19 protein-coding genes and 3 tRNA genes are annotated in these 19,086 nt (G+C 67.6%); 11 read left to right on the forward strand and 11 right to left on the reverse strand.

Annotated features, from left to right (window positions below; all coding sequences use genetic code 11):
* A complete protein-coding gene (locus tag ACHAAJ_RS05155) occupies positions 1–633 on the reverse strand; it encodes a uracil-DNA glycosylase family protein (protein WP_435726886.1) in 633 nt (210 codons plus the stop codon).
* Between the two features lie 238 nt (positions 634–871).
* Between ACHAAJ_RS05155 and ACHAAJ_RS05160 the strand changes: the two genes are divergently transcribed.
* Both ACHAAJ_RS05160 and ACHAAJ_RS05165 read left to right on the forward strand, forming a co-directional pair.
* Positions 872–1,555, forward strand: coding sequence for a phosphoribosyltransferase (locus ACHAAJ_RS05160; RefSeq protein WP_435726888.1), 684 nt, complete (start codon positions 872–874; stop codon positions 1,553–1,555).
* Between the two features lie 63 nt (positions 1,556–1,618).
* Positions 1,619–2,710: a GTP pyrophosphokinase gene (locus ACHAAJ_RS05165; RefSeq protein ID WP_435726890.1), complete on the forward strand. Its 1,092-nt coding sequence runs from the start codon at positions 1,619–1,621 to the stop codon at positions 2,708–2,710.
* A gap of 30 nt (positions 2,711–2,740) precedes the next feature.
* On the opposite strand, the gene ACHAAJ_RS05170 is transcribed toward ACHAAJ_RS05165, so the two are convergent.
* Complete coding sequence (locus ACHAAJ_RS05170; RefSeq protein WP_435726892.1) at positions 2,741–3,433, reverse strand: HAD-IA family hydrolase; 693 nt, start codon at positions 3,431–3,433, stop codon at positions 2,741–2,743.
* Between the two features lie 66 nt (positions 3,434–3,499).
* Between ACHAAJ_RS05170 and ACHAAJ_RS05175 the strand changes: the two genes are divergently transcribed.
* The gene (locus ACHAAJ_RS05175; protein WP_435726894.1) at positions 3,500–4,339 is read left to right on the forward strand and encodes an aldo/keto reductase; all 840 of its coding nucleotides are present in this window, start codon (positions 3,500–3,502) and stop codon (positions 4,337–4,339) included.
* Between the two features lie 143 nt (positions 4,340–4,482).
* Here the strand turns inward: ACHAAJ_RS05175 and ACHAAJ_RS05180 are convergent, their stop codons facing one another.
* Positions 4,483–5,058: an NADPH-dependent FMN reductase gene (locus ACHAAJ_RS05180; RefSeq protein ID WP_435726896.1), complete on the reverse strand. Its 576-nt coding sequence runs from the start codon at positions 5,056–5,058 to the stop codon at positions 4,483–4,485.
* A gap of 136 nt (positions 5,059–5,194) precedes the next feature.
* On the opposite strand from ACHAAJ_RS05180, the gene ACHAAJ_RS05185 reads away from it, so the two are divergent.
* Positions 5,195–5,851: an SDR family oxidoreductase gene (locus ACHAAJ_RS05185; protein ID WP_435726898.1), complete on the forward strand. Its 657-nt coding sequence runs from the start codon at positions 5,195–5,197 to the stop codon at positions 5,849–5,851.
* A 184-nt stretch (positions 5,852–6,035) separates the two neighbouring features.
* On the opposite strand, the gene ACHAAJ_RS05190 is transcribed toward ACHAAJ_RS05185, so the two are convergent.
* The 3 genes from ACHAAJ_RS05190 to ACHAAJ_RS05200 form a co-directional block, all read right to left on the reverse strand.
* Positions 6,036–6,503, reverse strand: coding sequence for an MFS transporter (locus ACHAAJ_RS05190; RefSeq protein ID WP_435726900.1), 468 nt, complete (start codon positions 6,501–6,503; stop codon positions 6,036–6,038).
* A 66-nt stretch (positions 6,504–6,569) separates the two neighbouring features.
* Positions 6,570–7,052, reverse strand: a complete 483-nt coding sequence (locus ACHAAJ_RS05195) for a hypothetical protein (protein WP_435726902.1) — start codon at positions 7,050–7,052, stop codon at positions 6,570–6,572.
* Positions 7,053–7,174: 122 nt separating this feature from the next.
* Positions 7,175–7,248, reverse strand: a tRNA-Arg gene (locus ACHAAJ_RS05200).
* A gap of 205 nt (positions 7,249–7,453) precedes the next feature.
* Here ACHAAJ_RS05200 and ACHAAJ_RS05205 point away from each other — a divergent pair.
* Positions 7,454–8,005, forward strand: coding sequence for a single-stranded DNA-binding protein (locus ACHAAJ_RS05205; RefSeq protein WP_435726904.1), 552 nt, complete (start codon positions 7,454–7,456; stop codon positions 8,003–8,005).
* 147 nt (positions 8,006–8,152) lie between these two features.
* A complete protein-coding gene (gene ettA / locus ACHAAJ_RS05210) occupies positions 8,153–9,835 on the forward strand; it encodes an energy-dependent translational throttle protein EttA (RefSeq protein ID WP_435726906.1) in 1,683 nt (560 codons plus the stop codon).
* A gap of 89 nt (positions 9,836–9,924) precedes the next feature.
* Here ettA and ACHAAJ_RS05215 read toward each other — a convergent pair whose 3' ends face one another.
* Positions 9,925–10,893 carry an acyl-CoA thioesterase gene (locus tag ACHAAJ_RS05215; protein ID WP_435726908.1) on the reverse strand — a complete coding sequence of 323 codons (969 nt, stop codon included), beginning with the start codon at positions 10,891–10,893 and terminating at the stop codon, positions 9,925–9,927.
* 40 nt (positions 10,894–10,933) lie between these two features.
* Between ACHAAJ_RS05215 and ACHAAJ_RS05220 the strand changes: the two genes are divergently transcribed.
* Positions 10,934–11,593: a DUF8185 domain-containing protein gene (locus ACHAAJ_RS05220; protein ID WP_435726910.1), complete on the forward strand. Its 660-nt coding sequence runs from the start codon at positions 10,934–10,936 to the stop codon at positions 11,591–11,593.
* A 44-nt stretch (positions 11,594–11,637) separates the two neighbouring features.
* Here ACHAAJ_RS05220 and ACHAAJ_RS05225 read toward each other — a convergent pair whose 3' ends face one another.
* The 3 genes from ACHAAJ_RS05225 to pepN all read right to left on the reverse strand — a co-directional run bounded on the left by ACHAAJ_RS05225 (position 11,638) and on the right by pepN (position 15,304).
* Positions 11,638–12,090, reverse strand: a complete 453-nt coding sequence (locus ACHAAJ_RS05225) for a globin (protein ID WP_435726961.1) — start codon at positions 12,088–12,090, stop codon at positions 11,638–11,640.
* 169 nt (positions 12,091–12,259) lie between these two features.
* Positions 12,260–12,742: an OsmC family protein gene (locus ACHAAJ_RS05230; protein ID WP_435726912.1), complete on the reverse strand. Its 483-nt coding sequence runs from the start codon at positions 12,740–12,742 to the stop codon at positions 12,260–12,262.
* 9 nt (positions 12,743–12,751) lie between these two features.
* Positions 12,752–15,304 carry an aminopeptidase N gene (gene pepN, locus ACHAAJ_RS05235; protein ID WP_435726914.1) on the reverse strand — a complete coding sequence of 851 codons (2,553 nt, stop codon included), beginning with the start codon at positions 15,302–15,304 and terminating at the stop codon, positions 12,752–12,754.
* A 138-nt stretch (positions 15,305–15,442) separates the two neighbouring features.
* Between pepN and ACHAAJ_RS05240 the strand changes: the two genes are divergently transcribed.
* From ACHAAJ_RS05240 to ACHAAJ_RS05250, 3 genes are read left to right on the forward strand one after another with little or no spacing between them, the layout of a single operon-like run.
* Complete coding sequence (locus ACHAAJ_RS05240) at positions 15,443–17,305, forward strand: gamma-glutamyltransferase family protein (RefSeq protein WP_435726916.1); 1,863 nt, start codon at positions 15,443–15,445, stop codon at positions 17,303–17,305.
* A gap of 10 nt (positions 17,306–17,315) precedes the next feature.
* The gene (locus ACHAAJ_RS05245) at positions 17,316–17,789 is read left to right on the forward strand and encodes a ribose-5-phosphate isomerase (RefSeq protein ID WP_435726918.1); all 474 of its coding nucleotides are present in this window, start codon (positions 17,316–17,318) and stop codon (positions 17,787–17,789) included.
* A 2-nt stretch (positions 17,790–17,791) separates the two neighbouring features.
* Positions 17,792–18,697 carry an Fpg/Nei family DNA glycosylase gene (locus ACHAAJ_RS05250; RefSeq protein WP_435726920.1) on the forward strand — a complete coding sequence of 302 codons (906 nt, stop codon included), beginning with the start codon at positions 17,792–17,794 and terminating at the stop codon, positions 18,695–18,697.
* Positions 18,698–18,775: 78 nt separating this feature from the next.
* Here the strand turns inward: ACHAAJ_RS05250 and ACHAAJ_RS05255 are convergent.
* A tRNA-Gly gene (locus ACHAAJ_RS05255) sits at positions 18,776–18,849 on the reverse strand.
* 159 nt (positions 18,850–19,008) lie between these two features.
* Between ACHAAJ_RS05255 and ACHAAJ_RS05260 the strand changes: the two genes are divergently transcribed.
* A tRNA-Pro gene (locus ACHAAJ_RS05260) sits at positions 19,009–19,083 on the forward strand.
* Positions 19,084–19,086 lie beyond the last annotated feature (3 nt).

Genomic DNA, 19,086 nt, shown 5'->3' on the forward strand with positions numbered 1-19,086 from the left:
CTAGCGGACCGGGGCGATGCCGGTTCGCGCCATGGCGTCGGCGTAGGCCGCCTGCATCTGATCCAGGTGGGCCTGCTGGCGCTCCGCCGATCCGGCGAATGCGCGCCCGTCCAGGGATTTGACCTTGTACGTCTTGAATCCGCGGCGCCACAGCAGCGGGTTCTGAGTCTTCAGGAGCTGGTCGGCGAGGCGGTGGGCCTCTGTGCCGTGTGCCACGAGGGCCGAGGCGCGCGGAGCGGCCTTGAGCAACCGCAGCAGCGGCTTGAGGCCCGAGGTGATCTGGTTGGGCTCGAACTTGCCGTTCGGCTCGTCGCCGACATGCCACGGGGAAACGTTCCACGGCATGAGGTACTGCGGGCGCAGTCCCAGCTGCCACTGCAGGCCCAGCATGCGGGTTCCCGCGTCCTCGTCGCCCGGGGTGATGAAGCCGGACGGGTCGGCGGAACCCGTATTGGAGAAGAGCGTGATGATCTTGGCCTGGTCGACGTCGTGCATCGGATCCACGTAGCAAACTGAAGAGGCGGGCCGCAGGGCGGCGGTCTCGTCAAGCAGACGGTTGACGGGAGCGATTTGCTCCTCGTAGCGGCGGTCCCACAACTGGTCGCGCGACGTTTCCGGGGCAAGGGCTGTCATAAAGGCGAGGATCTCCTGGTTTTTACTGCGGTATCCGCGGACGTCGATTCCGCTGATTGATGGGTGACCGATCAAGTCGGCCACGCCGCGGGGACGCCGAGCAGGCGAACCCGGTCCGGAACCACTGCCTGATCGATCTCTTCCATCTTACCAACCGTTGGTAACCTTCGGTTCAGATTGGGTTTACCAAACCGCGGTGATACTTCCCACGTCCCCGCGGATGCGGGAGAGTGGGAGCATGCGGCGCTTCAAAAACCGCTCTGACGCGGGCAGGGAGTTGGCCACGGCGCTGTCCCGGCGCGGATTACTGAGCCTGGGTACGGGCGGCGACGGCACCGGCCCGCGGTCCGTCGTCGTGTTCGGTCTGGCGCGCGGCGGGGTTCCAGTGGCCGCCGAAGTGGCCCGGGCGGCGGGGGTCCCCGTGCGCGCATTGGTGGTCCGCAAGGTCTCCGCTCCGGGTTTCGAGGAGTACGCGCTGGGGGCCGTCGCGGCATTCGCCGGCGAGGTGGCGGTGGTGCGCAACGCCGGGCAGGACGAAGGACCGGAGTTCGACGCGGCCGTGGCCCGCCAGCTACCCGAACTCCAACGCCGCGAGTTGCTCTTCGGGACCGGGGGCTCGGCGCCGGACCTGGCGGACCGCACGGCCGTCCTCGTCGACGACGGACTGGCCACCGGGGCAACGATGCTGGCCGCGGTGCAGGCGGTTCGCTCCGTCGGTCCGGCCGCAGTCGTGGTCGCCGTCCCGGTGGCGCTGGGGCGGACGCGCGCCCAGGTCGAAGCGGTTGCCGACGATGTCCTCGCGCTCCAAGAGCCCGCGGGCATGCGGTCCGTGGGAGCGGCCTACGACGACTTCACGCAAACGTCCGAGGGGGACGTCCTGACGCTGTTGGGTCTTACCGGCGGGAGCCAGCGCGACACGTAGGTGTTGTTGCTAGTGTTGCCGGAGGTAATCCGGCTTAATGCGACCCGAGGGGATATCTGGGCCTTGGCTACACCATGGGAGCGATTGGACGAGCGGCTGCGCGCGGGCGTCGAGGAGAGCGCCGCGGAGTACGCGCGCGTGCGGCCGTTGTTGGAGCGGGTCACGGACGACGCCCGCGGAAGGATCCAGGCGATCTTCGCCGAGACGGACGTGCAGCCGCTTTTCATCACGGCCCGAACCAAGTCGGTGGCATCGTTCCGCGACAAGGCGTCCCGCACCCTCGAACCATCCGAGGCGGACGACGTGCCGAGCCTCGAGTTCCCGAATCCGCTCCGCGACCTCCACGATCTGGTGGGGGTGCGCGTCATCGTCAGCCTCCCACACGAGGTCCGCGAGGCGGCGAACCACATCAAGCGGCGCCGAAACGAGTTCGATTGCCGCGCGGACCGGGAGAAGGACATCGGCTCCGTCGAGTCGGGCACGTACGGCTACTCGAGTCGCCACTTGATTCTGCGAACGCGTCAGAACGAGGTGGTCAAGGGTTACCAGGCGTCGCTGGGCGAGAACGTGCGCACCACCGGAAACTTCATGTTCGAGGTGCAGATCCGGACGATCCTGGCACACGCCTGGAGCGAGATCGAGCACGACATCCGCTTCAAGAACGTGGACCACCGCGCATGGAGCCCGTATCTGGACAGGCAGTTCACTGCCACGGCCGCCATGCTCGAGGCCGTTGAATCGACGTTCTCGGAACTCCATGACCGCTACCGTGCGGTCACCGGATACTGGGACGAGGACGGTGACGGTTCCATGCCATTGGAACCCGAGCGAATCCGCGAGGTGTGGCAGACCCTCTTGCCGCACGTGGACCGCAAGACCGACGACGACTGGGGGTGGGCGGCCGAGCTGCTCGCCGCGCACGGGCTGACCACCACGACGCAGTTGGCCGGCCTGCTGGACGCCGAGGCCATCACGCGCGTCCGCCGCGCGCTGGATCACCGGTATTCGCCGGGTCCCGACCGCCTCTTGGACGATGTTCTGCTCTGGCGCTTCGGCGAACGCCACATCGAACTCACCGCCGGTGGGGACCGCCAGCGCAAGGAAAGCCTGGCCCGGCGGCTGCGGCAGATGCAGGCCTTCCGCGGGGACGGCTAGCGCGCGTCCGGCCTCCCGGGGCGCGGACGCCTACGGGAGGAAACTGAGCGCGAGCGCGCCGTCCGGAAGTGGCTCGACCGCTACGGAAGCCAGCGAGGCGACGACGACTCCCGCGTCCAGTTCCGCCGCGGGGTATGTTCCCTCGATGGCGAGCGTCCACGCGCCGGACGCGTTTCCCGCCACCACCCCGGCCGGGGCGTCCTCCATCACCAGGCATGCTGCCGGATCGGCGTCCAGCGCGCGGGCAGCCGCCAGGTAGCCCTCGGGATCCGGCTTGCCGGCGCCGACGTCGTCCGCAGTCACCATCACCGGCGGTGCCGCGATGCCGACCGCCCGCATCCGGGTGGCCGCCAACTCCCGCGTGCACGACGTGACGATCCCCCAGCCTCCCGCTGGCAGGCTGTCCAAGAGGTCGCGGACGCCCTCTTTGATATGGATCCCCTCGGTTTCCGCCACCTCCAGTTCCACGATCAGCCTGAGTGCCTCTTCCCTGCGCGCCGGTTCGACGTGCCGGGCGACCACATCGCGGGCGGGCACGCCGTGGGGATGCTGGCCGTATTCACCGAGTCCCAGCCTGCCGGCCCACTCTCTCCAGCACTTTTCCGTGGCTTCCGTGGAATCGATCAAGGTCCCATCGAGGTCGAAGAGGATGGCGTCCAGGGCGAGCGGCCCATGCGCGGGCCACATGCGCGGGCGGGCGGCGGGTGTGTTGTTCGAACTCATCGGACCAGCGTAGCCGCGGACGCGCCTCCCGACCCGTACGGCGGGCCGGGCGCGTAGCATGTCTCCATGCCGACCAACCCAGCGCCCGCGCCCCTGATCCAGCTCACCAACGGTGCCACCATGCCGGCCATCGGCCTCGGCACGTACCCGATGGACGACGCCGAGGCGGGCGCCGCCGTCGTGCACGCGGTGGAGGCCGGCTACCGCCTGATCGACACCGCCGAGAACTACCACAACGAGGAGGGCGTGGGCCAGGGCGTCGCCCGCGCGGGCATACCGCGCGCCGAACTGTTCGTGACGACGAAATTCAACCGCGGATGGCACTCCATCGAGGGGGTCCGCACCACCTGGGATCACAGCGCGACCCGTCTTGGGCTGGACTACATCGATCTGCTGCTCATTCATTGGCCGAACCCGGGGGAGGGCCGTTACATCGAGGCCTGGAAGGGACTCGTGAAGCTGTTGCAGGCGGGAAAGGTGAAGGCCATCGGCACGTCGAACTTCACTCCCGCGCAGCTGCGGGAAATCATCGACGAGACCGGTGTCGTTCCGGACGTGAACCAGATCCAGCTCAGCCCCTGGTGGCCGAAGGTCGAGGAGCGGGCCTTCCACGCCGAACACGGCATCGTCACCGAGTCGTGGAGCCCGCTGGGCAAGGGGGGATTGTTGGAGTCGGAAGCGGTGGTTGCGGCGGCGGGAAAGCATGGTGTGACGCCCGCCCAGGCAGTCCTGAGGTGGCATGTGCAACTCGGACTGGTACCCATCCCCAAGACCACCGATCCCGCGCGGATGGCGGAGAACATCGACGTCTTCGGCTTTGAGCTCGGTCCCGCGGACATGGAGGCGATCGGCGCCCTGGCCGGAGATGGGCCGGACGCGGCGGACCCAATGGCCTTCGGCCACTGAGCCGACGCCCAGAGTGCCGTGGGGATCGCCGGTGGGGACGCCTTGAACGGACCGGGCCGGTGTGCCGAGAACCCCCAGGATTCTCCGCGCACCGGCCCGGCTGCGGGACGCCGGGCAACCGGCGGCCCTGGGTACGAAGCGGGCTAGGCGCTGACGGACGCGGCGTCGCGCACGTTTTCGAGCGCCTTCGTCCACGGCACCAGCTGGTCGAGCAACGGAGCGAGGGTCTCCGCCGACTGCTCGGTCGGCTTGAACTCGGAGAAGTTCTCGAAGTCGGTGAAGAGGCTGAACATGCCCGTCTTCTGGACGTGGGCGAGCTGGAGCTCGGACAGGATGCCGCGGAGGTGCTCGGCGGCGCGAACGCCCATGGCGGAGCCGTAGGAGACGATGCCGGCGGCCTTGTTGTTGAATTCGGCGTTCAGGTACGACAGCGCGTTGGCCAGGGCCGGGGCGACGCTGTGGTTGTACTCGGGGGTGATGAAAACGTATCCGTCGAACTCCGCGATCTTCGCGGCCCAGGCCTGAGTGTGGGCGTTCTGGTAGTTCTGGTACGCGGCCGGGTAGGCCTCGTCGAGGAGCGGGAGGGAGAAGTCGGCAATATCGACCAGCTCGAACTCGGCGTCGGTACGCAGCTGCGCCTGGGCGAGAACCCATTCGGCAACGCCGCTGTTGTTGCGGCCCGGACGGGTGCTGCCGGTGATGATGGCGATCTTCGTCATATGCGTCTCCTAGGTTCTGGGTGGGCGGAATCATTCCGCCTTCAGTTGATTCTTCAACTTTAGGTGCCGACCCCGCATGTGTCAAGCGAACCGGGCATACTGTGGTTCACAGCCCAGGCAACCAAATGGAGGACCCATGAAGACGATCATCATCGGAGCGCACGGCAAGGTCGCGCTGTTGCTGTCGCGGGAACTCGCCGCACGTGGGGACGTTGTCACGGGCGTCGTGCGGAATGCCGGGCACGTGGCCGAGGTCGAAGCCACGGGTGCCACCGCGCTCGTTTTTGACGTGGAACACGCACCAACCGAAGCCATCGCAGATGCACTGGCGGGGCACGACGCCGTCGTTTGGTCCGCGGGCGCCGGCGGCGGCAATCCGGAACGGACGTACGCGGTGGATCGCGACGCGGCTGTCCGGACCGTCAACGCCGCCGAATCCGCCGGTGTGCGGCGGTTCGTGATGGTCTCTTTCGCGCACGCGGACGTCGGCCAGCTGGTGCCCCTGGACGATCCGTTCTACCCCTACCAGACGGCGAAAATCGCCGCGGACGACCATCTGCGCGCGTCCGCACTGGGCTGGACCATCCTGGGCCCTGGGCGGCTCACCGAGGCGCCGGCATCCGGGAACGTCGGCACCGCCGAGCCCGAGCGCGGCGCGCCATCGGATACTTCGCGTGCCAACGTCGCGCGCGTGGCCGCCGAGGTTTTGGCCAACGAGTCGACCTTCGGGCGCACGCTCAATTTCGTCGACGGCGACGTTCCGATGCTTGATTGGCTGGCGCGTCCCGCTTAGCCTCGATCCACCGATCGGCTGGGGGCGCTGATTTGTTTCGTCGCTGGTCGGCGTTTTTGCTTTCGGGCTGGACTTATCGTCGGGCCTTCCGCCGGGGGTGTTCCACTGTGTTCCTGGTCGGGCCTTTCTCAGGCTGATGGGCGGGTTTCCTACGCTGCGGCAGGTGGCGCGTGGATGGTGGTGCTCAATGCCTCAAATACTCAAAGAACGCGTGCATCATGGGCAGGACGGTCTTGCCAAGCGCATTTTCAACCGCCGCGCCCTCGACGTTCATCACGATGTCGTTCACGCTGAACGAAAAGCCAAACACCACGAGTCCGACCGCGGTCAGGGTGGGGGACTCGCCGAGGCCGGCTGCGAACCCGAGCCCAACCGTGGTTCCTGCCATGGCGAGCATCGCTCTGAGCAAGGCCTTCCGCCCGCCCAGACGCGACAGGATCGAGGGCGCCAGCGCGAGGCCGAAGATCGAGCCGGCAGAGAGCCCGAACAGTAGTAGGCCGATAGTCGACGTCGAAAGGCCCATGCCGTCGCGAACGGCGGGTATTCGCGAAACCCAGGTGGCGAATCCCATACCGCACAAAGCGAAGACCGCGAAAACCGCGTTGCGCCAAGCCCGCGTCCCCACGGATCGTGCGCTCAGGGTGATTCGCACGGAGTACCTCCTGACGGCAGCGTGTATGGATGGGTCGCTTGCGGACGGATCCTGGACACGCGGAGCCTAGAGCCTTTGGAGGAGTTCCTTCCACACGGCGCGCCAGTGCGCCACGGCGACGGACGAGTCCAGCTTGGTGTGGTTGATGCCCAGTCGCGACTTGCCGTTCCCGATGGCACGGATATCCAGGCTGACGCGGCTTCCGTCGGCAAGGGGAACCCGCCAGTATCGCCACTTTTCCGTGGAGCTCGGTGTCGGTGGCCGCACCATCGGGACACCCCCGAATTCGGTGAGGCCATCCACCAAGGACCGCCACGCGGCGTTGGCTTCGTCCAGGGTTCGCGGATAGGTCTTGGAGACTCCCACTTGGAAATCGCCATTGCAGCACCGTCCGGGCTCACGCCTGGCGATCTCCTGCTCGTACGCTACGGCGACGCCCTGCGCCCACCATCCAGCGTTGCCCTCGCGGCCCTCCAGGAGGCGGTGGGCGCTGGCTTCGAGTTCCGCGTGGGTCAGTTCCCTTCCGCCCCACGCTTCCAGGTGCTCCACCCAAGCGGCCACTCGATCCCCGTGCCGTGTTCGATGGCCGCGGTATTGGTTGGCTTCGTCATAAAACCATCCTATGTACGATTTCGCCGGGTCGACAGCACAAGGCGTCGACCCGGACCAAGTGCCCCCGGCGCGACTCGAACGCGCGACCGGCAGATTAGAAGGCTGCTGCTCTATCCAGCTGAGCTACGGAGGCGTGCGCCGCCATGGCGCGCATCCATTCTAAGCATGCGGCGGGGGCAGCTGCCGACGCCACACTCCCTCCACCGGTGCGGCGGTGGGACGGGTTTCATCCGTTTGTCCACAAATCCCGGGGCCGGTCTGTGGAATGTCCCTCGCCTTGCCAAGAATTGGGGGGAAGGCGGCACCGCCTTCGCAGCTCGTCAACGATGGAGGACACGATGAAGGAACGCATAACCGTGAGCGGATTCGTCGCCACTGAACCCGAACAGGCAGTGGCCAACGAGAGGATGATGGTCTCGACTTTCCGGATCGGTACCACGGAGCGGATCCGCGATTGGGAGAGTGGCGCGTGGCGGGACGGCCACACCAACTGGTTCACCGTCAAGGCATTTCGCGATTTGGCGCGGAATGTCCTCGCCTGTGTCCATCAGGGGGAGCCCGTGGTCGTGACGGGCAATCTGAAGGTCAAGAAATGGAGACGCGAGGACGGCACCAACTTCACGTTCGTCGAGCTGGAGGCCGACGCTATCGGCCACGACCTCGCGTGGGGAACCACCAAGCTGATCCGAACCCGATTCCCTCGGCAGCAGGCGCCGGACGACGGTCCCACCGCGGGCGAGCCGACCGACGGCGCCGGCGGCGAGTTGCTCGATCCGGAGACGGGAGAACTCGTCTCCGCGGGACCCGGGTCCCCATCGACCGTCGAATCGGACGAGACGTGGAAGGGCGGGGACGACCCGGTAACCGAGGAGGAGGGGCAGGCGGCCTGAAGTGCGTCCCGACCCGGCCGTGGCCGGGCCGCGCGAATCCCGCGGTCCGGCGGCGTGCGGTCGCCGCAGTCATCCCGTTGGAGTTCGGTGGGCGTCCGTGTACCCGCGGATGTGGGGAATGGCGCCCCACCGACTAGCCTTGATTGCATGGCGGAATTCATTTACACGATGACCAAGGCCCGCAAGGCCGTAGGCGACAAGGTCATCCTCGACGACGTAAGCATGTCCTTCTACCCGGGCGCCAAGATCGGTGTGGTCGGGCCGAACGGCGCGGGTAAGTCGACGATCCTCAAGATCATGGCCGGGTTGGACACCCCGTCGAACGGTGAGGCTCGGCTCAGCCCCGGATACACGGTGGGCATCCTGTTGCAGGAGCCACCGCTGAACGAGGACAAGACGGTCCTGGGCAACGTCCAGGAGGGTGTGGGGGAAATCTACGAAAAGATCACCCGCTTCAACCAGATCTCCGAGGAGATGTCCAGCCCGGACGCCGATTTCGACGCCCTGCTCGAGGAGATGGGCAAGCTGCAGGAGGCCATCGACGCCGCCGACGCCTGGGACATCGACTCCCAGCTCGAACAGGCCATGGATGCCTTGCGCTGTCCGCCGGGCGACTCGGACGTGACCGTGCTCTCGGGCGGTGAGCGCCGCCGAGTCGCGTTGTGCAAGCTCCTGCTCCAGAAGCCGGACCTCCTGCTCCTCGACGAGCCGACCAACCACCTCGACGCCGAGTCGGTCCTCTGGCTCGAGCAGCACCTCACCGCGTACCCCGGTGCCGTCTTGGCCGTGACCCACGACCGGTACTTCCTGGACCACGTCGCGCAGTGGATCGCCGAGGTCGACCGCGGTCGCTTGATCCCCTATGAGGGCAACTACTCCACCTACCTGGAAAAGAAGCGCGAGCGCCTCGAAGTCCAAGGCAAGAAGGACCAGAAACTGGCCAAGCGCCTCTCCGAGGAGCTCGATTGGGTTCGCTCCAACTCCAAGGGGCGCCAGACCAAGTCAAAGGCACGTCTGTCCCGCTACGAGGAAATGGCCGCGGAAGCAGAGCGCACGCGCAAGCTCGACTTCGAGGAGATCCAGATACCGCCGGGACCGCGCCTGGGCAGCCAGGTCATCGAGGCCAACAAGATCCGGAAGGGCTACGGGGACCGCGTCCTGATCGAGGACCTTTCCTTCTCGCTGCCCCGCAACGGCATCGTCGGGGTCATCGGCCCCAACGGCGTCGGAAAGTCGACCCTCTTCAAGACGATCGTGGGAATGGAGGACCTCGACGATGGATCGCTGAAGGTCGGCGACACCGTCAAGATCTCCTATGTCGACCAGAGCCGCGGCGGTATCGACCCGAACAAGAGCCTCTGGGAGGTCGTGTCGGAGGGGAACGACTTCATCCAGGTCGGCCAGGTCGAAATGCCTTCCCGCGCCTACGTCTCGGCCTTCGGTTTCAAGGGCCCGGACCAGCAGAAGAAGGCGGGGGTTCTCTCCGGTGGCGAGCGCAACCGCCTGAACCTGGCGTTGACCCTCAAGGAGGGCGGCAACCTGCTGCTCCTCGATGAGCCCACCAACGACCTGGACGTCGAGACGCTGTCCAGCCTGGAGAACGCGTTGTTGGAGTTCCCCGGCTGTGCCGTCGTGGTCTCGCACGACCGCTGGTTCCTGGACCGGGTAGCGACGCACATCCTGTCGTATGAGGGCACCGACGAAGACCCTGCGAACTGGTACTGGTTCGAGGGCAACTTCGAAGCCTATGAGGAGAACAAGATCGAGCGGCTCGGACCGGACGCGGCCAAGCCGCACCGTGTCACGCACCGCCGCCTCACGCGCGACTAGTCCTGGCCCGGCAGGGCGAGAAGCGGGAGCCGGCGGGACGTCCTCACGGACGGACCGCCGGCTCCCGTCGTTTGCGCCGCGGACCGGGCTCAGGCGTTCGGCGGCACCCGCACCATCCCTTCTTGTGCCACCGTTGCCACCAGCTGTCCCGAGCGGTCGTAGAACCGTCCCTCGCACAGCCCTCGGGCGCCCGAGGCACTGGGGCTCTCCTGCACGTAAAGCAGCCACTCGTCGACACGAACCGGCCGGTGCCACCACATCGCGTGGTCGAGGCTGGCGACGCTCATGCCTGGCGTGACCCATGGCAGCCCGTGACGCCGAAGCACCGACTCAAGCAGCGTGTAGTCGCTGCCGTATGCGAGGGCTGCTCGATGGAGGGCTTGGTCGTCGGGCATGGCTCCGAACGTCTTCATCCAGACCGCGTTGGTTGGTGTTCGCTGTTCGCGGCCCTGCGGCGCCTCGATGTAGAGCGGGGCGTCCACGTAACGGATGTCAAAGGGTCGGTTGAACGCCCAATCACGCGCCACGGGATGGTCGAAGTGCCTGAGCAGGTCGGCGGTCGTGGGAAGGCTGTCCGGATCCGGCATGCCCTCGGGCATGGCGGACTGGTGCTCGAGGCCGTCGGACGGTTCCTGGAACGAGGCGATCATGGACAGTATGGGCTGGCCGTCCTGGTAGGCGTGGACGCGCCGCGCCGAGAACGAGCGTCCGTCGCGCAGCCGCTGAACGCCGAAGGTGATCGGCTTGAGCGCGTCGCCCGGACGCAGAAAATACCCGTGCATCGAATGGATGGGCCGCCCAGCGTCAACCGTGCGGCTGGCTGCCACCACCGATTGTCCCAGGACCTGCCCGCCGAACACGCGTTGCCGGGGTTGATCGGGCGACCTGCCGATGAAGATGTCCTCGTCGGTGCGAGCCTCGGGGTCACCCGCCAGATCAAGCAAGTCCGTCAGTATGGCGGTGATGTCGCGATCCGGCACGATTACTCCTCGGTAGGCAGGCTGTTCGCTCGACAGTATCCGCGCCACGGCATGCGCATCAACCGCAACGCGGGCCATGGGTGTGCCAACGGGGTGCCGCTAATGAAAGCATGGGGGAATGCATACCGACTCGCTGACGCTTGCGGACCACGAATCAGTGGCCGACCTCCACACGTTCCTTTCCCGTGCTCGAACGCTCGGGGACGCGGAGGCCCGACTCCAGGCGACAGGAGATGCCTTGGCGGTCTACGTGCCCGTCCTGCACCCGGACAGCCTGGGCAGTGCGGTTCCAACCATCCTTGGTCTGCGCATCGCCCGACTGGAGGGACACCGCGCGGACGGGGTCGATGCCGTGTACAAGCTCGGCGCCCTAACGGACCGCCTGGCCCGCATGGCCGGTGGCTCGGTGGAGCTTCAGCTGCCGCCCGCCGAGGCGCAGGCGGCGTGGGCGGGCGTGGCGCCACCACGCCAGGGATGGGTGAAGACCGAGCAATACGACGACGACGCGTTGCGTGCCGTAGCCAGCGAGGGCATGGGGGCGGTCGCCGCGGCGGTGCCGGACAACTCCGGTCTGCCGGTCGTCGCCACAGTGCGCAGCAGGATCTGGTCCAGCCCTTCGAACTTCGGCGACCTCCCCGCTGGTGCCGCGTTCGCCGCCGAACTGCTGGGATTCCTGCGGCCCGCGGGAAGCAGCCTCCTGTTTTCGAACGGCCGGTGGCGGCGCCTGAGCAGCGCGGGCGGACACGTCCTCGTGCGCGTGGCGGCGCAATTGGACTGACGCAAAACGGGCTACGCCCGGCAGCGCGTCAGTGCTTTCGCCACCTAGTCCGGGGTGTTCTGCAGCGAATGCGCGGCGCGGTCGAAGTAGTCCCACAGCGTGGCCTCCTGCAGCGGGGGCAGCTCAAGGGAGTCCAAGGCGGCCCTCATGTGGCGCAGCCAGGTGTCGCGGGCCTTCGAATCGACCGCGTAGGGCATGTGGCGCATCCGCAACCGGGGGTGGCCACGTCGTTCGCTGTAGGTGGTGGGTCCTCCCCAGTACTGCTCCAGGAAGAGCTGTAGCCTGACGGCGGCCGGACCCAAGTCCTCTTCCGGGTACATCGCACGGAACTCGGGATCGGCCGCGACGCCCGCATAGAACCGTTCGGTCAGCTTCCGGAATGTCTCCGAACCGCCGACCTGCGCATAGAACGATCCGTCGTAGTCGGGGCTCTGGCCCTCTTCGCCAGTGCTCGGGCCTGCCGGCGCGTCAGATGTCGCTGGTCCACGCGGAACCAGTCGGGCCTGGGCGATCGGACGGCCGAGGCCGCTCGAGGGAAACAAGGGCCCCGCGACGGGGGACTGCGGTCCGGGCTGGGGGATGTTGTTCAAGGCTTCCTTCCCTGGGGTGGCGGTGGATATGCCACCCATCCAGCGTACCGCGGTCCGCTTTCCCTCGTCCCGCCCGTCAGGCCGTGCTCGGGTCCACGGGGTGGTGGAGAACCGGGAAGTTCACGCTGCGCGCAATGAAACAGACCGCATTCGCCTCCCCGTGCAGCGTATCTGCCAGTCCGCGCTGCGATTCGTCCGCCAGAACCACACGTGGCCGCAGCCGCGCTTCGGTGAATTCGCCGCTTCCGTCGCGGTTGAGCCGCATGGTGCCGATGGCGGCATCGCTGTAGCCCGTGACCACCACGCCGTTCTTCACGGCGATGTGGAGGTAGGAGAGCATGTGGCACTGGGCGAGGGCTGCCAGAAGCAGCTGCTCGGGGTTCCAGCGGTCCCGGTCGCCGTGGAACGTCGGGTCCGCTGTGCCGGCGAGATCCGGGAGGCCGTCCGCGGACACCACATGGTCGCGTCCGTAGGCACGGTATCCCGTGGTGCCTGCCTCGCGGGCGCCCGTCCAGATGACGTCGATGGCATAGGAGTGGAGGCCAAGGTTGGATTTCATGGCGCCAGCCTAACCACGGCCGTCGGCGGCCTGGGCCGCCAGGGCGCGGGCCACCGCGTCCTGGCTTTCCATAACCAACCGCCTCAGCGCCGGGCTCTCGTCGCCGAGTCCCTCAAGGAACCTGTTTGTGAGGTCCAGGGTCTCGTCCGAGGTCTGGGCCAACGGAAACAGGCCGACCACGATCTGCTGGGCGATCTCGTAGCTCTTGTCGTCCCACACGTCGCGGATCACGGAGAAGTATTCCCGGGCAAACGGCGCCAGCAGCGCAGGATCGTGCGTCCGAGAGAAACCGGTGATCGCACTGCGTTGCTGCGTGTTGGACAGCTTTCCGCCGGTGACCACCGCGTCCCACGCGGCCCGCTTCGCCTCGGCAGTGGGAAGCGCGGCCTTGGCCAACTCTGCCGCAAGCTGGCCGCTCGCCGTGTTGTCGCGCGCCAGCTCCGCGTCTATTTCGGCCTGTGCGGCGCGTCCCCCGGCCACCAGGGCAGCCAAGAGCTCCCACCGCAGGTCCTGGTCCACGACTAGGCTGTCGAGTGGCCCCGTCCCTGCGTAGAGCCCCTCGACGGCGTCGAGCTGTCCGGTCGATCGCGACCGCAGTGCGAACGCCTTGGCGAACTGCAGTTGGCTGTCCGAGCCGGGAGCCGCCTCGCGGGCCAACGTCCACAGGGCGTCGGCGGCACCCACGGCGGTGGAGGCGCGCGCCCCCGGTGCCACGTAGTAGTCCAGAACCGTGCTGAGCTGGCGGAGGAGGACGAGAACGACGGAGGAATCCGATTCGGCCCCGATGTTGCGCAGGACCAGGTCCACGTAGTCCCGCGCGGCGGTCTCGCCGTCGCGGGCGGCGTCCCAGGCCGAACCCCACACCAGGGTCCGCGGAAGCGACTGCGCGAAGTCCTTCAGGTGCCGGTGGGCCGTATTGAGGGATGCAGGGTCCAGGCGTATTTTGGCGTAGGCCAGGTCGTCGTCGTTCACCAACACGAGTGCGGGCCGCGTACGTCCCACGAGTGTGGGGACATCTGTGCGTTCGCCGGCGACATCGAGCTCCTCTCGGTGCGTCCGGACGAGGCGGCCGGACGCGTCCAGCTCGTAGAAGCCGACGGCGAGGCGGTGCGGACGGATCGTCGGGTGCCCCGTCGTGGCGGACTGTTCGATGGAGAAGGCGGTGATCGTGCCGGCGTCGTCAATCTCGATGCGGGGGACCAGCTTGTTCACCCCGGCGGTCTCCAGCCAGAGGCGTCCCCATTCCGATAGGTCGCGGCCGCTGGCCGTCTCAAGCTCCACCATCAGGTCCGCGAGTCCCGTGTTGCCCCACGCGTGCTTGCCGAAGTAGGCGCGTACGCCGGCCATGAACTCGTCCTGGCCCACCCACGCGACCAGCTGCCGGAGCACGGACGCGCCCTTCGCATAGGTAATGCCGTCGAAATTGACCTGTACGTCCTCCAGATCCCGGATCTCGGCGACGATCGGGTGGGTGGAGGGCAGCTGGTCCTGCCGGTAGGCCCAGGACTTCTCCATCGAGGTGAACGTGGTCCACGCCTGGGTGAATTCCGTGTTCTCCGCCGCCGCGAGGGTGGACATGAATTCGGCGAAGGACTCATTGAGCCAGAGGTCGTTCCACCAGCGCATGGTGACGAGGTCGCCGAACCACATGTGGGCCAGCTCATGGAGGACGGTGATGGCGCGGCGCTCGACCATGGCATCGGTGACCTTGGAACGGAAAACATAGGTTTCCAGGAACGTCACGGCACCGGCGTTCTCCATGGCACCGGCGTTGAATTCCGGAACGAAGAGCTGGTCGTACTTGGGGAAGGGATAGGGCGTGCCGAATTGCTTCTCGAAGAACTCGAACCCCTGTTTCGTCAGCGTGAAGATGTTCTCCGCATCCAGGTGCTCCATGATCGACTTGCGGGCGAAGACGCCCAGGGGCACCGTGCGTCCGTCCGCGCTTTGCAGTTCGTCCCGGACACACTCGTAGGGTCCGGCGATGAGCGCCGTGATGTAGGACGACATCGGAAGCGTCGGTTCGAAGGCCCAGACCGACGCGTCCGCGCCGGCGGGTGTCGGCGCCGGGCTGGGGGAGTTCGAAATGAGGTCCCAGTGGTTCGGCGCGGTCACAGTGAAGCGGAACGGGGCCTTCAGATCGGGCTGCTCGAATACGGCGAACATCCGGCGCGCGTCGGGGACCTCGAACTGTGTATAGAGGTACACCTCTCCGTCCACGGGATCCACGAAGCGGTGCAGCCCCTCGCCGGTGTTCATGTACGGGGCGTCGGCGACGATGCGAAGCTCGTTCGCTTCCGCCAGACCGTCCAGTTGGATCCGCACGCCGTCGGAAGCCACCCGCGGATCGAGGTCGCGGCCGTTCAGTGTCACGGAGTGGACGGTATCGGTGACTGCGTCGATGAATGTGGACGCCCCTTCGCGCGCCGCAAACCGAACGGTCGTCGTCGTACCGAACGTGCGTTCGCCGCGGGTGACGTCGATCTCCACGTCGTAGCCGTCGACGCGCAGCAGAGCGGCACGTGCGCTGGCCTCTTCGCGGGTGAGATTCAATCCAGGCAAGGCGGGCCTCCAGGGTTTCGTCCGCGGGCGGACTCGGCGGACACCTTGTGAAAGAGTCCTTGAACATTGAGAACATTCTCGCATCCGAAACCGCGACACGCGCGGTAACGACTCGCGGGCCTTGAGTAGGCTCGGCCCATGAACGCATTCACCCCGCCGCCCTCCTTCACCACGCGCCCCACCCTGCGGGGAGGCTTCGGCATGGTCTCTTCGACGCACTGGATCGCCTCCGCGTGCGCGCAGGCCGTCCTGGAGCGCGGCGGGAACGCTTTCGACGCGTCCGTGGCGGGCGGCTTCGTCCTGCACGTCGTGGAGCCGCACCTGAATGGGGCGGGCGGCGACATGACGGCCATCGTCAGCGCCCACGGCTGCTCCCCGAAGGTGCTGATGGGGCAGGGACCGGCACCGGCCGGGGCCACCATCGAACATTTCCGGGCAGAGGGCCTGGACATGGTTCCCGGATCCGGAGCCCTTGCCGCCGCCGTGCCCGGAGCGGTGGACGCATGGCTGCTGCTCCTGCTTGAACGCGGCACGTGGGAACTCCGCGACGTGCTGGCGTACGCCATCGACTACGCCCGCGGGGGACACCCGATTTCCGGGAGAGCCGCAGCCACCGTCGGAGCCGTTGCCGGTTTGTTCCGCGAGCACTGGCCATCCTCCGCCGCGCTCTGGATGCCCGAAGGCGTCCCTCCGCGCGAAAACCAACTGGTCCGCAACCCGGCGTACGCGGATACGCTCGAGCGGCTGATCGAGGCCGGCGGTCGGCCGGAACACGCCGGCGGCGCCGGCATCGGTCCTGATGAGGGCGAGCCGGGCCGCCGGGCACGGATCGAGGCCGCCCGCCGGGAATGGGCCGACGGCCTCGTCGCCAACGCCGCCGGCGCCCTCGCCGGGACGGTCCACCGGCACTCCACCGGCACCGACCACCGCGGCGTCATCACGGCGGCGGACTTCGCGGGGTTTCGCGCCTCTTTCGAGCCGGCGGCCATGCTCGAGTTCCGGGGGACCACTCTCGCCAAGACGGGGCCCTGGGGGCAGGGGCCCGTGCTGCTCCAAACCCTGGCGATCCTCGCGGGGTTCGGGGACGAGCGGCTCGACCCGTCCACGGAGCTCGGCGCCCACACCATTCTCGAGGCGCTCAAGCTGGCGATGGCGGACAGGGACGCCTACTACGGCGACCCAGCGGAGCCGGAGGCGGTTCCGCTGCGGATCCTGCTCTCGGAGAACTACGCGGCCCAGCGGCGCGGCTTGATCGGTGATGCGGCTTCCCACGAGTTCCGACCCGGGTCCGTTCCGGGCCACACGGCCTATCTGCCGCCGTTGGCGACCGAGGCCGAATTCCGCGCATCGACCGCGGGCGCGGAGGGTGAGACCGGAGCCGCCGGCGAACCGACCGTGTCGCGACTCGGTGAGACCAGGGGGGACACCTGCCACATCGACGTCGTGGACCGTTGGGGAAACATGGTCGCCGCGACGCCGTCGGGCGGCTGGCTACAGTCCTCGCCGACCATTCCCGAGCTCGGTTTCTGCTTGGGAACCCGGCTCCAGATGGCCTGGCTGGACCCGGATGCGCCGTCCGCGCTCCGTCCCGGCGGCAGGCCCCGCACCACGCTGACGCCGACGATGCTCCTACGCGACGGACGGCCCGTCGCCGCCCTCGGCTCGCCTGGTGGCGACCAGCAGGACCAGTGGCAATTGCTCTATCTGCTTCGCACGATCGTCGGCGGCTACACCGCGCAGGAGGCCGTCGACGCGCCGATGTTCCACACCACCTCGGTCGCCGGGTCCTTTTGGCCGCGCACGTGGGAACCGGGCGGCGCGGTGGCCGAAGACCGGCTCGGCGGGGACGTCGTCGCCGGACTGCGGCGACGCGGGCACCGGGTATCGTTGGCGGGGGAGTGGGCGCTGGGACGGATGTGCGCAGTCGGCAGGGAATCGGACGGAACGCTGTACGCGGCGGCCAACCCGCGCGGCATGCAGGGATACGCGGCGGGCCGGTAACATGGGGCGCATGCGCATCCACATCGCCACCGACCACGCCGGTCTCGAGCTCAGCGCCCACCTCGTTGGGCACCTCACCGCAGCCGGCCACGACGTCGTCGACCACGGCCCGAGCACGTACGACGCCGAGGACGACTACCCGGCGTTCTGCATCAACGCGGCGGTGGCGGTCATTGCGGACCAGAAGGGTGGCGTCGACTCCTTAGGCATCGTCCTGGGCGGATCGGGAAACGGCGAGCAAATAGCCGCCAACAAGGTCGCCGGGGTGCGCGCGGCGTTGGCCTGGAACCTCGATACCGCGCGGCTTTCGCGCCAGCACAACGATGCGAACGTCGTGGCCGTGGGCGGACGGCAACACTCGTTGGAGGACGCGACCGCCATCATCGACGCCTTCCTGGACGAGCCCTTCAGCAACGCCGAGCGCCACGTCCGCCGGATCGGCAAGATCGCCGCGTACGAGACGAGCGGCGTCGTCGTCGACTAGCAGTGCCCGAGGGACATTCGATCCACCGTCTGGCCCGCCAGTTCAACGATGTCTTCTCCGGGTCCGTCGTGGCAGTCACGAGCCCGCAGGGACGTTTCGGCAGCGGTGCGGCGCTGATCGATGGCGCGTCGTTCGCGACGGCCCGTGCGCACGGCAAGCAGCTCTTCCTCGAGTTCAACAACGGGCTGGTCCTCCGGGTGCACCTGGGCCTCTACGGAGCATGGGAGTTCGGGGGCGACGAGACTTTCCGCGGCGCCTCGAGCATCGGCGCGCCACGGCGAATCGGGGAACGCGAAACCCACGACGACGGCGCCCGCCCCGCCTATGCGGGCCCGCCTCCTGTTATTGGCCAGGTCCGGGCACGCTTTGTTGCCCGGCATGGCTGGGCCGATCTGCGCGGCCCGTCCGCCTGCGAGGTGCTCACCACCGCTGAAGCCGCCCTGGTGCGGGCGCGTCTTGGTCCCGATCCGCTGGCGGACGGCGCACCGCAGGAGGGCCGCGAGGAGTTCGTGCGCCGCGTGAGCGGCACGTCGACTGTGGTTGCCACCCTGCTGATGGACCAGTCCGTGGTGTCGGGCATCGGGAACATCTACCGCGCCGAATGCCTGTACCGCCTCGGACTGCATCCGCGCACCCGCGGCGTGGACCTCCTCCCCGGGCAGGCCGCGGACCTGTGGGACGAGGTGGCCTCGGCCATGGCGGACGGCGTCGCGGACGGCCGGATTGTCACAACCGCGGCGGGAGACCGTCCCGCCGGAAATCGTCATCGGGTTTCGGGGGAGGACGCCCACTACGTTTATCGGCGGCAGGGGCTGCCGTGCCGCCGCTGTGGAACCCCTGTCGCGCTGGAGAGCCTCGGTGGGCGAAAGCTCTACTGGTGCCCGCGCTGCCAGCCGGCGGGGATCTGAGCGAAACCCGGAGGTTGGCATCGCGAGATGGTCGGCAACGCAAAAGGCCGCGATCCGTTGGATCGCGGCCTTTTCCCTTGGAGGGGATGACGGGAATCGAACCCGCGTAATCAGTTTGGAAGACTGAGGCTTTACCATTAAGCTACATCCCCACGACGGCCGCCCGGCGTGGAAGCTGAGTCCCTCGGCCTCGGCGGCGCAGGAACAACAGTAGCACCAGCCCGGCCGCGGCACGAATCGGCTGTCGGATTGCCCACGGCCATGATTAGTGCTTGGGCTTTTTATCTGCGTAAACTGGCATCTGCACTTCTCGGGGTGTAGCTCAGCTTGGCTAGAGCGCGCGCTTTGGGAGCGTGAGGTCGCAGGTTCAAATCCTGTCACCCCGACTC

It is taken from the genome of Arthrobacter arnarulunnguaqae, assembly GCF_051262515.1.
In the GTDB taxonomy this organism is placed as follows: Bacteria; Actinomycetota; Actinomycetes; order Actinomycetales; family Micrococcaceae; genus Arthrobacter_N.